Annotated in this window: 13 protein-coding genes; 10 read left to right on the forward strand and 3 right to left on the reverse strand. The window is 60.7% G+C overall.

What is annotated here, in order from left to right:
* The first annotated feature begins 50 nt into the window (after positions 1 to 50).
* On the forward strand, positions 51 to 887 hold the full coding sequence (locus MWU54_RS05120; RefSeq protein ID WP_247081259.1) for a ParB N-terminal domain-containing protein: 837 nt from the start codon (positions 51 to 53) through the stop codon (positions 885 to 887).
* A gap of 232 nt (positions 888 to 1,119) precedes the next feature.
* Here the strand turns inward: MWU54_RS05120 and MWU54_RS05125 are convergent, their stop codons facing one another.
* Complete coding sequence (locus MWU54_RS05125; protein ID WP_247081261.1) at positions 1,120 to 1,263, reverse strand: hypothetical protein; 144 nt, start codon at positions 1,261 to 1,263, stop codon at positions 1,120 to 1,122.
* Positions 1,264 to 1,297: 34 nt separating this feature from the next.
* On the opposite strand from MWU54_RS05125, the gene MWU54_RS05130 reads away from it, so the two are divergent.
* The 8 genes from MWU54_RS05130 (at position 1,298) to ptsP (ending at position 10,264) form a co-directional block, all read left to right on the forward strand.
* A complete protein-coding gene (locus MWU54_RS05130; RefSeq protein WP_247081263.1) occupies positions 1,298 to 2,569 on the forward strand; it encodes a methyltransferase domain-containing protein in 1,272 nt (423 codons plus the stop codon).
* A gap of 94 nt (positions 2,570 to 2,663) precedes the next feature.
* Entirely contained in the window at positions 2,664 to 3,812 is a 1,149-nt protein-coding gene (locus MWU54_RS05135; protein WP_247081265.1) for a glycosyltransferase, read from the forward strand.
* Positions 3,813 to 3,836: 24 nt separating this feature from the next.
* Positions 3,837 to 5,051 carry a glycosyltransferase N-terminal domain-containing protein gene (locus tag MWU54_RS05140; protein ID WP_247081266.1) on the forward strand — a complete coding sequence of 405 codons (1,215 nt, stop codon included), beginning with the start codon at positions 3,837 to 3,839 and terminating at the stop codon, positions 5,049 to 5,051.
* Positions 5,052 to 5,124: 73 nt separating this feature from the next.
* Positions 5,125 to 5,559, forward strand: a complete 435-nt coding sequence (locus MWU54_RS05145; protein WP_247081268.1) for a DUF1178 family protein — start codon at positions 5,125 to 5,127, stop codon at positions 5,557 to 5,559.
* Entirely contained in the window at positions 5,559 to 6,209 is a 651-nt protein-coding gene (locus MWU54_RS05150) for an SDR family oxidoreductase (RefSeq protein ID WP_247081270.1), read from the forward strand. Before MWU54_RS05145 ends, MWU54_RS05150 begins: the two co-directional genes overlap by 1 nt.
* On the forward strand, positions 6,182 to 6,655 hold the full coding sequence (locus tag MWU54_RS05155) for an SgcJ/EcaC family oxidoreductase (protein ID WP_247081271.1): 474 nt from the start codon (positions 6,182 to 6,184) through the stop codon (positions 6,653 to 6,655). Before MWU54_RS05150 ends, MWU54_RS05155 begins: the two co-directional genes overlap by 28 nt.
* Positions 6,656 to 6,737: 82 nt before the next feature.
* Positions 6,738 to 7,976 (forward strand): aspartate kinase, encoded by a 1,239-nt coding sequence (locus tag MWU54_RS05160; protein WP_247081273.1) that lies wholly within the window; start codon positions 6,738 to 6,740, stop codon positions 7,974 to 7,976.
* Between the two features lie 47 nt (positions 7,977 to 8,023).
* Positions 8,024 to 10,264 (forward strand): phosphoenolpyruvate--protein phosphotransferase, encoded by a 2,241-nt coding sequence (ptsP, locus tag MWU54_RS05165; protein ID WP_247081275.1) that lies wholly within the window; start codon positions 8,024 to 8,026, stop codon positions 10,262 to 10,264.
* Between the two features lie 290 nt (positions 10,265 to 10,554).
* On the opposite strand, the gene MWU54_RS05170 is transcribed toward ptsP, so the two are convergent.
* The gene (locus tag MWU54_RS05170) at positions 10,555 to 11,304 is read right to left on the reverse strand and encodes an EcsC family protein (protein ID WP_247081277.1); all 750 of its coding nucleotides are present in this window, start codon (positions 11,302 to 11,304) and stop codon (positions 10,555 to 10,557) included.
* 31 nt (positions 11,305 to 11,335) lie between these two features.
* On the reverse strand, positions 11,336 to 11,821 hold the full coding sequence (locus MWU54_RS05175) for an N-acetyltransferase (RefSeq protein ID WP_247081279.1): 486 nt from the start codon (positions 11,819 to 11,821) through the stop codon (positions 11,336 to 11,338).
* Positions 11,822 to 11,920: 99 nt separating this feature from the next.
* Here MWU54_RS05175 and MWU54_RS05180 point away from each other — a divergent pair, with 99 nt between their 5' ends.
* On the forward strand, positions 11,921 to 12,526 hold the full coding sequence (locus tag MWU54_RS05180; RefSeq protein ID WP_247081280.1) for a flavin reductase family protein: 606 nt from the start codon (positions 11,921 to 11,923) through the stop codon (positions 12,524 to 12,526).
* Positions 12,527 to 12,554: the final 28 nt, after the last annotated feature.

The following is a 12,554-nucleotide window of genomic DNA, read 5'->3' on the forward strand; positions in this document are numbered from 1 at the left end:
GTTATTCGGTCGCGACTACGGCCAACAGCTTCTCTAACGGAAACAGAACCATGGCAAATCAATCGTCAAAAACCCTCACAACAATCGACCATCGCCAAGTCGAACTCGATCACAATTTCCGGTTCCGCTCCGAACGCGACAGCGAAACCCATCTGGCATCCCTCAGGAAGACTCTGAGGAACACCGGAAAGCTGGACCCGATCATGGTTTGGCAAGAGGTTGATGCCAACGCAAAACCAACCGGACGTCTGGTGTTGATCGACGGTCACTACCGGTTCGGCGCATACCGTGCGGAACATGGAAAAGGAACGGTGAACGCCGAAAGCATCCCCGCGTTCATCCTCAAATGCGACGCGATGGACGCCGCTTTGACTGCCCTAGCGGCGAACTCAAAGGATGTCCTGCCATTGTCAGCCCAAGAGCGCGCAAACGCCGCTTGGCTATTGGTTCGTCGACACCGAATGAAAATCTCTAAATCACGGCTTTCCCGCGCTTCCGGGGTTGCAGAACGAACCATCGCATACATGCGGGCGCAACTACGGAAGTTCGACGAGCTTGAAGCGGCCCCAAGCGGCAACTGGTCAACAGACAGGAGATTTCCAGATAAGAACGATTGGGAAGAACCGACCGACGAACAACGTCAGATCATCGTCGATGCGATTGCGACGGGGATAAAGAATGCGATCAGGGAAAACCGCACCAGTGACGATAGCATCATCGCAGATGCCCTCTCACAAGCGCTGGGGCAACGACAACTTAGAGCCGTTGCCGATTATATATTTGACTTGGATGGCGATGGTGAAATTGAACTGCAAATGACACCGGACGAGTTCGAGCGGCCCATGACCGCCGAGGACGAGAAACGCATCGCAGAACAGCATTGGTGAGGCTTCATCTTGCCACCGCTATGCACACCTTGACAGTGCAATTTGCATAGGTAGCGGACGCCAGAACGCCTTTGATATTTGCACCCCGGTGAGAGTCCGGGGTCGCAAGGAACAACACGAGGAAGAACTCAAAACGCGCATCGCGCCAGCGCTAGTCACCACAAGACTCCTACACAGCGCTTGCAATAAATACGTTTTTATCTATATATAACAACATACTAAAAGATAGAAACTAGAGTTCAATTCTCTCCAGCAGCACCATTTCCACATAAATCGTCGTACCATCCTGCCCGGCCCGACCCGGATCAGTCGCGCGTGGGACATCAAGTGCGCCACCCCGCGTAAAATGCTGGATTTGTTCAAATCCGCGCCGCATGATCGGGGCAGGTTATTTTGGACACGCAATTTCAATGCAAACGACATCCCTTGAAGCCACGGAAGCCAGCGCAGCGGAACAGGAACTGGAACGGGCGCGCACGCTGCTCAAAGACGGCGACAAAGCCGCAGCCGCCAAAATTTGCGAGACATACATCAAACAGGACCTGTCCGTCAGCGAAGCCTGTGTTCTGTCTGTATTGCTGCGCGAACTTGGCCAGACCGACGCCGCTGACACCGTGCGCAACACGCTGATCAACGCCGTGCAAACTCAGGCGCAAACCGACCCGGACCTGCCCAACACCTTTGTCGCGGGCGCAGAAATCCTGGTGGCGCTAGAAGCGTTCGACGAGGCGGTGGCCCTTTGCAAACTGGCCTACGACCGTGCGCCGGATGTTGAAGAGGTGATGAACACCTACGTGTCACTGCTGATTAATCTGGAACGGCTGACCGACGCGCAGCAAGTGGTGACCGATTACTGCAATCGCAATGGCGATAAATTCAACGTTCTTCTGCACATGGCCACGATCTTTTCCCATCTGGGCGAACGGGACTACGCGCTGGAATTGCTGAAACGTGCCGAAACGCAATGCAAGGACAAGACCGAAAAAGCCAAGATCGACTATCTTCGCGCGGCCAATGGTGTCCGTGTGCCCGGGCTTGATCAGCATGGCATGGCGGTCAGCATTTTTGATGGATTTGCCGACAGCTATGACGAAAAGCTCGAAGTGCTGGAAAACAATGGCCCGGCCATGGTGTTTGCCGCGCTTCAGGAACTGAAACTGCCCGAGAAAAAGACACGCCGTATTCTGGATGCGGGATGCGGCACCGGGCTGTGCGCCGGATTTCTGCGCCGGTATGCCAAACACCTGATGGGCGTCGATATCTCGGTTGCGATGCTTGAAAAATCGCGCGCCCGAAAGGTCTACGACCTGCTTGCGCGGACCGATCTGTCGATCCGCGCAACCTATCCCGAAGGCCGGTACGATATGGTGGTCTGCGCGGATGTCCTCGTCTATTTCGGCGCGCTCGACACGGTTTTTACGAATTTTTTCGACATCCTGACTCCGGGCGGCTGGCTGGTGTTCACAGTTGAAGACGAAAGCGACACCGCGTTCCGAACCGGGTTCAAGCTTTATCCATCGGGCCGGCACAAGCATTCGGAACCCTATTTGCTGGAAACCCTGTCCCGCGTCGGCTTTCCCAAACCCAAACTGCTGCGCCGCGCGCGTCTTCGGAACGAGATGCAGAAACCGGTCATGGGCACCGTGGTGGCCGTTCAGAAACCGGCGCTGTCTTTCGGGTGAACCACACCTGACCAAACGTCCCGCGCAAGCAGCGGCCTTGCTGGCACCACGCTGCGCTGTTACCTACGGCGTGTTGTTGATCGGACCCTTTTTCATGCGCGCAGCGATTGCGACCGGCGAATACCATCTTGGCGGTGAAACTTTCATCAACCGCCACATCGAGCATCTGTTCGGTGGCAATACGGTTGTCGTCTGTGGCCGCTTTCACGGCGACAACCCCTACGGCAAATCCTATTTCGTGCGCCGCGACCGGTTATCAGGCCGCGATGTGCTGGTGGCCCCATGGTGGCTGCTGCGCAACCGCATGCAACACGGCACATCTCGCCTGCCCTTCGGAGAGGCCAAGGACGCGCTGACGAAATTCCTTCGGGACGAACAGGTCGAGGTCATTCTGGCCGAGTTTGGCACACAGGCGCTGGCACTGGCACCGCTGGCCAACAGCCTTGGCATTCCGATCTTTACCTATTTCCGGGGCACCGATGCGTCCAAGGCCATCCGTACCGAACGCATGCGCGCGGCCTATCGCAAGATGATGCCGCGGCTGGCGGGGGTGTTTTCGGTCTCGCGGTTCCTGCTCGACAACCTGCACCGGCACGGCATTTCGCACCCCAACAGCAACGTCATCCCGTCCGGCGTCGACGTGCGCAAATTCGCACCAGAGGCCAAGATCCCGCTCAGCTTTCTTGCCGTCGGCCGCTTTGTCGAAAAGAAAGCACCGCACATCACGCTACGTGCCTTTGCCGACGCCACAACCGCCTACCCCGATGCGCGTCTGGATTTCATCGGCGACGGCCCGCTGCTTGAAGCCACCCGCGCGCTTGCGACGGAATTGGGGGTCGAGGACAAGCTGCGCTTTCACGGCGCGCAACCGCACAATACCGTGCGGGACACGCTAAAGCGGACACAGTTTTTCCTGCAACACTCCGTCACCGCGCGCGATGGCAACACCGAAGGCTTGCCCACCGCCATACAGGAAGCGATGGCCTGTGGGTGCATTACCGTTTCGACGCGCCATGCCGGTATCCCCGAAGCGATTAACGAAGGCGAAACCGGGTTTCTGGTCGAAGAACACGACCAGACCGGGTTTTCAGATGCCATCGCCAAGGCCATCGCGGTCAAGGATCCCGGCGCAATGTCACAACGCGCGCGGCAAACCGCCGAAGACCGCTTCGACAATGAGGTGCTGCTCGGGATCCTGGAACAGCGGATCCGCGACACGCTGTCCGCGTCCTCTGCGGCATGATCTCGGCGTGATGCGAGGCGTCTGATGCTGCTCTACCGCCTTGTTGTTGGCCTGCTGGCATGCGGGATCGTGGTCAAACTCTGCCTCCGGCGGGACTGGGCCACGCTATCGGATCGGCTGGCCCGAACCGGTCCAACGGATCCCGGCGCGCGGGTGTGGATGCACGCGGCCTCGAACGGGGAACTAACCTCGGTAAAGCCGGTTCTGTCGGCGCTGCTGGATCGTGGGGTGCGGCTGCTGATCACCGTCAACACGCAAAGCGCCCGCGACATGGCAGAGGGCTGGTCGCTGCCCAACACCGACATCCGCCTTGCCCCGCTTGACCTGTCCCACGTCACCCGGCGCATGATGCGGCAGTGGTCTGTCACCGGCTATATCACGGTCGAATCCGATATCTGGCCACATCGCTTTCTCAACTGCCCCGGTCCGGTCCTGTTGATCGGTGCCCGCCTGACGGAGCGCACGGCGCGGGGGTGGGCCAGATTTCCGCGATTTGCCAAACGCGTTCTGAGCCGGGTGTCATATCTATCGGCACAGGACAGCCGGTCACTGGCCCGCTTCCGCGATATTGGACTGCCACACACCGCCGTTGGCCCGGTGTTCGACCTCAAGGCGCTCTACACCCCGCCCACCCTGCCCGTCCCGGCAGAGCTGGCGCAGCACTTCGACCGGACAACGACGTGGCTGGCTGCCTCCACGCATGGCGGGGAGGACGCGCTGCTTCTTGATGCCCACAAACGGGCACAGGCCGACATCCCCGACCTCAAGCTGATCCTCGCCCCGCGCCATCCGAAACGCGCCGACGCGATCATCGCAAACCTGCAAGCGCGCGGTTTATCCTTTGCCCGCCGCAGCCGGGGCGAGACGCCGGACGGTGTCGACGTTTACCTGGTCGACACGTTGGGAGAAATGCCGCTGTGGTATCAGTTGGCCGGCACCACCTTCGTGGCCGGATCACTGACCGACCGCGGCGGTCATACGCCCTATGAACCCGCTGCGTTCGACTCCGCGATCATCCACGGGTCGGACACCGGCAATTTCAGCGCCGCCTACCAGCGTCTGGGGGATGCAAAGGCCGCGATCGAGGCGGCCAATGCGGTCGAGATCGCAACTGCAGTTACAGACCTGACCAACCCCGCGCGCCAAAAGGAATTCGCCGCAGCCGCACGGCGCGCGCTGCATCAGGACACCAATCTGGATGCGCTGATGCGCGACATTTGCTCCCGACTTGGCGCTTGATGTCCGCGCGAAGGAGCTTATCCTTGTTAGGTCACGAAAATAATCAGGCCGGGCTTACGACAGAGACACGGATATGATCCAGTTCACACTGAAATGCGACAAAGACCATCGGTTCGACAGCTGGTTCCAGTCCAGCGATGCATTCGACAAATTGTTGTCTGCGGGCATGGTCACCTGCGCGGTGTGCGGATCTTCGGATGTGGCCAAGGCCATGATGGCCCCCCGCGTCAGCACCAAGGACAGCGACGCGCCCGTTCCGGCCAAACCAAAACTGTCCGAACCCGCCAGCCCCGCCGAACAGGCCTTGGCAGAGTTGAAAAAGCACGTCGAAAAGAACTCGGACTACGTCGGAAAGAACTTCGCGTCCGAGGCACGCGCGATCCATTCCGGCGATGCGCCCGAACGCCCGATCTGGGGTGAAGCACGCGGCGATGAGGCCAAAAAGCTGATCGAAGACGGCGTTCCCGTCGCACCGCTTCCTTTCACGCCCACACGAAAGTCCAACTGATGAACATCCTGATCACCGGTGCCAATCGCGGCATCGGCGCGGCCCTTGTCTCCGAAGCCGAAGCGAGGGGGCATTCGGTGTACGGCACCACGCGCGCAAGCAACGATCCCAAGCTTCTGCCGCTGGACGTGCGCGATCCAAAGAGCGCCAGCGCCCTTGCCGCGCAGCTCAAGGACACGCCCATCGACCTTCTGGTCTGCAACGCCGGTGTGTATCTTGAAAAGGGCCTGCCAGTGACCGGGCTGACCGACACGCAGCTGTGGGCCGACACCTTTGCGACCAACGTGACCGGCGTTTACCTCACGGCGATGGCGTTCCTGCCCAACCTGGCGCTGTCGCAAACCCCCAAGATCGCGATCATCTCGTCCCAGATGGGATCCAGCGAACGCGCCGGGGGACAAGCCTACATCTATCGCGCCTCCAAGGCCGCCGCGCTTAATCTGGGGCGCAACCTTGCCGTCGATCTGAAACCCAAGAACATCGCAGTTGGCATCTACCATCCCGGCTGGGTGCGCACCGACATGGGTTCAAGCGCCGCCGCCATCGGCACTGAAGACTCTGCGCCCGGCTTGCTGGACCGGTTCGATCACCTGTCCCTGAAAACCACCGGTTGCTTCGAGATGTGGAACGGCGACCCGATGCCGTTTTGACCGTCGCAACACCTGCCGATTTCCCGCATGCCTTTGCAAAAGCGTGGCACACCCGCAACGGCGCGGCGATTGCCGCCCTGTTTGCCGCCGACGCCGATTTCGTCAATGTCACCGGTCTGTGGTGGCGCAACCGCAATGCCATTGCCAAAGCCCATGACTACGCGCTGAAATCGTTCTTCGCGCAAACAACACTCACCCCCGGCGTCATCACCACCCGCATGCTGGGTGCAGAGCACGCGGTTGTTCACTGCCGCTTTCATCTGGCCGGGCAAACGGCTCCCGATGGGTCGCCCGCAAAAGATCGCAGCACGATCCTTGTATTCGTGCTTGAACACACGCCTTCAGGCTGGGTGGCGGTCACGGCGCAAAACACCGATGTGGTGCCCGGCAAGGAAACCCTTCTGAACGCCGAGACCTTCCAGCCGGTGGACTACCGCCCGCGCTGAAACCGCTTCGCGGCACACGCCCCTTGCACCCTCACGCTCCCACACGTAAAGGACCGGCAAGTTTGACCCCGGGGAGGCCACAATGCCCATTCTCGTGATGAAATTCGGCGGAACATCTGTCGCGACGCTTGACCGGATCAAGCGCGTGGCCAAACGCGTCGGCGTTGAAGTGTCCAAGGGCTATGACGTCATCGTCATCGTCTCGGCCATGTCGGGTGAGACGAACAAACTGGTCGGCTATGTCAACGAAACATCGCCACTGTTCGACGCCCGCGAATACGACGCGGTTGTGTCCTCGGGCGAAAACGTCACCGCGGGCCTGATGGCGCTGACCTTGCAGGAAATGGACGTGCCCGCACGCTCCTGGCAGGGCTGGCAGGTGCCGGTGAAAACCACCGATGCCCACGCCGCCGCGCGGATCGAAGATATCCCACCAGCCAACATCCTGCAGAAGTTCAGCGAAGGCATGAAAGTCGCTGTTGTCGCTGGTTTTCAGGGCATTGGCCCGGATGGCCGCATCACCACGCTGGGGCGCGGTGGGTCCGACACCACTGCCGTCGCTTTTGCTGCCGCTTTCAACGCGGAGCGCTGCGACATCTACACCGACGTGGACGGCGTCTACACCACCGATCCGCGCATCTGCGACAAGGCCCGCAAGCTGGACAAGATCGCGTTCGAGGAAATGCTTGAACTTGCGTCGCTGGGTGCAAAAGTGCTGCAGACCCGCTCGGTCGAACTCGCAATGCGCTACAAGGTGAAACTGCGCGTGCTCAGCAGTTTCGAGGAACAATCAGACGACGCAGGCACATTGGTCTGCGACGAGGAGGACATCATGGAAAGCAATGTAGTCGCAGGCGTGGCCTATTCCCGCGATGAGGCAAAGATGACGCTGGTGTCAGTCGCCGACCGCCCTGGCATCGCAGCCGCCATCTTCACCCCGCTCTCCGAGGCGGGCGTCAATGTGGACATGATCGTGCAGAACATCTCGGAAGACGGCCGCACCGACATGACCTTCTCCTGCCCGACCGATCAGGTGAAACGCGCCGAGAAATCCATGATCGACGCGAAAGAGCGCGGAGACATCAACTTCCACGACATCGTTGCCGACACCGCCGTCGCCAAGATCTCGGTGGTGGGCATCGGCATGCGAAGCCACACAGGCGTCGCGGCCAAAATGTTCGAGGTACTCTCGCGTGAGGGGATCAACATCAAGGTCATCACAACCTCCGAGATAAAAATATCCGTTCTGATCGACCGGAAATACATGGAACTTGCGGTGCAAGCGCTGCATGATGCCTTTGAACTGGAAAAAGCCGCCTAAGCTCGTGACGGACACCGTCACCCGGGGCGGTGCTTGAGGGGCAGACTATGGTTGAGCGCGCGGAAAGTGAAAGCCGCAAGCTGCTGGGGCGCTTGCGCGACACGATGGCAAGCGAAGCCGCGGGTCAGGAACGGCTCGACCAGATCACTCATCTGACCGCGGATTCGATGGGCACCGAAGTGTGCTCGATCTACCTGTTCCGCGACGACGAAACCCTTGAGCTTTGCGCCACGCAGGGTCTGAACGCCGAAGCGGTGCACCAGACCCGGATGAAGCTGGGCGAAGGCCTTGTGGGTCGGGTCGCGCGCACCGGGCGGATCGTCAACACCGCCGATGCGCCGTCTGCCCACGGTTTCCGCTATATGCCGGAAACCGGCGAAGAGATTTACTCCAGCTTCCTTGGCGTGCCGATCCAGCGGCTTGGCGAAAAGCTTGGCGTGTTGGTGATGCAATCGAAAGAGGCCCGCCAATTCAGCGCTGACGAGGTTTACGCGCTTGAAGTTGTTGCGATGGTCCTTGCCGAAATGACGGAACTTGGCGCGTTCGTTGGCGAAGGCGCCGCCCTGCGCGCCCGTCACACCGAATCCGTCCTGTTGCGCGGCTCAACCGCGCAGGAAGGCACGGCCGAAGGCTACGTCTGGCTGCATGAACCGCGCGTCATCGTGACCAACCTTGTCGGGGACGATCCGCAAACCGAACGCAAACGGCTGCTGGACGCCATCGAAAACCTGCGCATCAGCGTCGATCAGCTTCTGGCCGGCGCGGTCGAAGATGCCGAACAGGTTCAGGTGCTCGAAGCCTACCGGATGTTTGCCAACTCCAAGGGCTGGCTCCGGCGCATGGAGGAAAACATCGATCGCGGCCTGAGCGCCGAAGCCGCAGTCGAAAAAGAACAATCCGATGTGCGCGCCCGCATGTCCCAGGCCAATGATGCCTATCTGCGCGAACGCCTGCAGGATCTGGACGACCTGTCCAACCGCCTGCTGCGCATTCTGACCGGGCAAGGCGTTCAAACCGGCGCGGAACTGCCCGAAAACCCCATTCTCGTCGCGCGGAACATCGGCCCCGGCGAACTGCTTGAATACGGTCGTAAACTGCGCGGGATCATTCTTGAGGAAGGCTCGGTCGGCAGCCATGCCGCCATCATTGCCCGCGCGCTTGCCATTCCATTGGTCATCAACACCAAGCGCATCCAGAACGAAGCGCTGAATGGCGATCACGTCATGGTCGATGGGGATCAGGGGATCGTGCATCTTCGCCCGGATGACACCGTCGTCGCCGCCTTCCGCGACAAGATGGCGATGCAGGCCAAGGCGCAGGAACGCTATGCGTCGATCCGCGACAAACCGGCCACCACCCTGTGTGGCAAAACCATCCGGATGGACATGAACGCAGGGTTGATGGCGGATTTGCCATCGCTGGAAAGCTCGGGGGCCGAAGGTGTCGGGCTGTTCCGGACGGAATTGCAGTTCCTTGTCCGCAACCAGATGCCGCGTCGCACCGAACTGGCCGAACTCTATGCCCGCGTCCTTGACGCCGCCAAGGGCAAGCGCGTGGTCTTCCGCACGCTCGACATCGGGTCGGACAAGGTTCTGCCCTACATGAAACCGCAGGACGAACCGAACCCGGCCCTGGGCTGGCGCGCGATCCGCGTCGGGCTGGACAAACCGGGTGTGATGCGGATGCAGTTGCAGGCCCTCCTGCGCGCGGCGAACGGTCGTCCGATGACGCTGATGTTCCCCTTCATCGCGCAATACGACGAATACCGCCTGGCCCGCGCCGAGGTCGACAAGGCCATTGCCCGGGAACTGAAACTGGGCCACCGGATCCCGGAAACCTTGGAAATCGGCGCGATGCTGGAAACCCCGTCGCTCGCCTTTGCCTGCAAGAAGTTCTACGAAGAGGTCGATTTCCTGTCGATTGGCGGCAACGATCTCAAGCAGTTTTTCTTTGCCGCAGACCGCGAAAACGAACGCGTGCGCCGCCGCTATGACACGCTGAACATCAGCTTCCTGACTTTTCTCGAAGACATCATCACCCGCTGCGCCGCCACCAACACGCCCTTGTCGTTCTGTGGCGAAGATGCGGGACGTCCGGTCGAAGCCTTGTGTATGACCGCACTCGGCCTCAACGCGCTGTCCATGCGCCCGGCCTCTATCGGTCCGGTCAAACACCTGTTACGCCGCTGCAATCTCGACGATGTGCGCGCCGTCATCCATGCCAGCCGGGATGCAGGCGATCAAAGCGCGCGCCCGGCCGTGATGGAATACCTGCGCAGTCTGACCTGATCCCCGGAACCGCTTTGGCGCAAACGGCCTGACCACCACGTTTTGCGCTGGTCAGGACCGTCATTTCGCTACGGGCATGGCGTCTGGCCGTTCTGGCCACATTCGGTCCGGATTGTCCGGTGCCCGACCCGCATTGGCGTTGCACAGACGGGAACAAGGCGTTCCGTGCCGGATCAATAATTGGTCCGCCCTGCCCCCGTCCGGTCACGTTTCGGCGCGATATCCGAAACACCGACAAATTGACCGGTTAACCTTAAGAAGAGGTGAAGAGATCGGACGATTTACGCGGTCTACACGTTTTTGATCGCGCGCTTGAGGTCTTCCACCAACAATGTCTCTGATTGGCCGGAATCGATGGCCAGACGCCGCAGCCCGAAATGCACATGCGCCATTTCCTGATAGTAGCTGGTAAACGCATAATTCGTTGCAGCCCCTGCCGCAGCCCCAAGGATCGGCACGGTCTGCGCCGCCAGTTTCTGGCCTAACACGGTGGCAAGCCGGGGGGCCACCGATTTCAGGATCCCATGCACCGCCGCCCCTGTCAGGGTCACCCGCGTGCTGAAAAACGCCGTGTTCGCGCCGTCATCCTCTGCCAGCGGACCCGCGCTGGCAAACACCGTCAGGCAATCGCCAAGAACGTCCGGATCATTCGGATCAAACCCGTGTTCCGCGGCGATCCCCTGCACCGCGCGCAACAGCACCGTGGTGGTCACGGGCAACTCGGCCAGCGCAGTGGGCAGACCGCCCGCCCCTCCGACCGCGCCCATGGTTGTGGTCAGCGCGGTGTTCAGCCATCCTTTCTGGTCCGGCACCACGCCGCGCGAATGTTTCGCAGCGTACAGCGCCACTTTCAGCGCCCGTTCGGTTGCGCCTTCCAAGCCCAGTTTCACGGGATCAGGCAGGCGTTCCAACAGGTTTTCGGCACGTCCGCCAACCATGTTCAGGACTTGCATCCCCACACCCCCCGCCGCCTTGTGACGGCGCGCGAGGTTGGCAATGGCGGTTTGGGTGTCCATCGGGACAAGATCACTTCCGGTCATATCAGTAAGATTGGGATTCAAACGCCGCTCTTCAAGCGTCGCGCGTCACGTCGCCCCGAACCCCGCGCCATGCGCCGGGGCGCAGTTCCAGCCCCAGCACCCGCGCCGGGTTGGTCGGAGGCGGCATGTTCACATCGGTCAACAGCGCGAATCCAAACCGCGCGTAATAGGGCGCATCCCCCACCAGCAGCACCCGCGCCCAGTTCTCCTGACGCGCCTGTTCAAGACTGTCACGGATCAACGCGCCGCCCAAACCTTCGCCTTGCGCCGTCGGGTGCACCGCCACCGGGCCCAGCAACAGGGTTTGTGCGCCGCCCACCAGAACCGGCCAGTAGCGAATGGCCCCGCCCAGAATGCCTTGCTCGTCCCGTGCCACCCGCGACAGGGCCGCAACCGGCGCAACCCCGTCGCGCAGCCGGTAAGACGACAGGGCCTCCCGACCCGGTGCAAAACACAGGTCATAGAGGGCTTCCACCTCCCACCAGTCGTCTTGGGTTTCCGCGCTTAGGGTGAACATCTCGCTGCTCTTTGTTGACGCGTGCGCACCCCCGTGCATTCCGCTTCGAAACGGCCTATCACGCGAACAATTCCACGGCAAACACGGAACCGACACCTCATGTTCTATCGTCCCGAAGACGGCCACGGCCTGCCCCACAACCCATTCAACGCCATCGTTACGCCCCGCCCCATTGGCTGGATTTCAACACGCGGCGCGGATGGGCAGGACAACCTTGCGCCTTACTCGTTTTTCAACGCGGTCGCCTACGTGCCGCCGCAGGTCATGTTCGCATCGACCTCGGCCAAGGAAGACAGGGGCGACACGAAAGACAGCGTCGCGCAGATCCGGGACACGGGTGTGTTCGCGGTGAACATCGTGGAATACGCCATGCGGGACGTGATGAACCAGTCGTCCGGCCCATGGGACAAGGATGTGGATGAATTCGAACTGGCCGGGATCGAAAAGGCGGAATGCGACACAATCAATTGCCCCCGCGTGGCGCAGGCGCCTGCGACGCTGGAATGCAAGCTGACGCAGATCGTGAAACTACCCGGTGACGCGAATTTCGCGGTCTTTGGTGAAGTCACCGGTGTGCATATGCGTGATGACTGCATCAAGGACGGGATCTTTGATGTGCTGAGCTTTAATCCCCTGACCCGCATGGGCTACCGCGATTATTCGGTGATCCGCGAGAAATTCAGCCTCAAACGGCCCGGAGAATAGGTCAGCATGCATTCCCAAGGCTCCGCTC

This window comes from Marivita sp. S6314, assembly GCF_023015985.1.
Taxonomy (GTDB): domain Bacteria; phylum Pseudomonadota; class Alphaproteobacteria; order Rhodobacterales; family Rhodobacteraceae; genus Marivita.

What these genes read in the sequence shown, in the direction of transcription:
- MWU54_RS05145 (WP_247081268.1), top strand. Translation starts at nt 5,125, where the DNA reads ATGATCCAGTTCACACTGAAATGCGACAAAGACCATCGGTTCGACAGC.
- MWU54_RS05170 (WP_247081277.1), bottom strand. Translation starts at nt 11,304, where the DNA reads ATGACCGGAAGTGATCTTGTCCCGATGGACACCCAAACCGCCATTGCC.
- MWU54_RS05135 (WP_247081265.1), top strand. Translation starts at nt 2,664, where the DNA reads ATGCGCGCAGCGATTGCGACCGGCGAATACCATCTTGGCGGTGAAACT.
- MWU54_RS05125 (WP_247081261.1), bottom strand. Translation starts at nt 1,263, where the DNA reads ATGCGGCGCGGATTTGAACAAATCCAGCATTTTACGCGGGGTGGCGCA.
- MWU54_RS05150 (WP_247081270.1), top strand. Translation starts at nt 5,559, where the DNA reads ATGAACATCCTGATCACCGGTGCCAATCGCGGCATCGGCGCGGCCCTT.
- MWU54_RS05180 (WP_247081280.1), top strand. Translation starts at nt 11,921, where the DNA reads ATGTTCTATCGTCCCGAAGACGGCCACGGCCTGCCCCACAACCCATTC.
- MWU54_RS05140 (WP_247081266.1), top strand. Translation starts at nt 3,837, where the DNA reads ATGCTGCTCTACCGCCTTGTTGTTGGCCTGCTGGCATGCGGGATCGTG.
- MWU54_RS05160 (WP_247081273.1), top strand. Translation starts at nt 6,738, where the DNA reads ATGCCCATTCTCGTGATGAAATTCGGCGGAACATCTGTCGCGACGCTT.
- MWU54_RS05175 (WP_247081279.1), bottom strand. Translation starts at nt 11,821, where the DNA reads ATGTTCACCCTAAGCGCGGAAACCCAAGACGACTGGTGGGAGGTGGAA.
- MWU54_RS05120 (WP_247081259.1), top strand. Translation starts at nt 51, where the DNA reads ATGGCAAATCAATCGTCAAAAACCCTCACAACAATCGACCATCGCCAA.
- ptsP (WP_247081275.1), top strand. Translation starts at nt 8,024, where the DNA reads ATGGTTGAGCGCGCGGAAAGTGAAAGCCGCAAGCTGCTGGGGCGCTTG.
- MWU54_RS05130 (WP_247081263.1), top strand. Translation starts at nt 1,298, where the DNA reads ATGCAAACGACATCCCTTGAAGCCACGGAAGCCAGCGCAGCGGAACAG.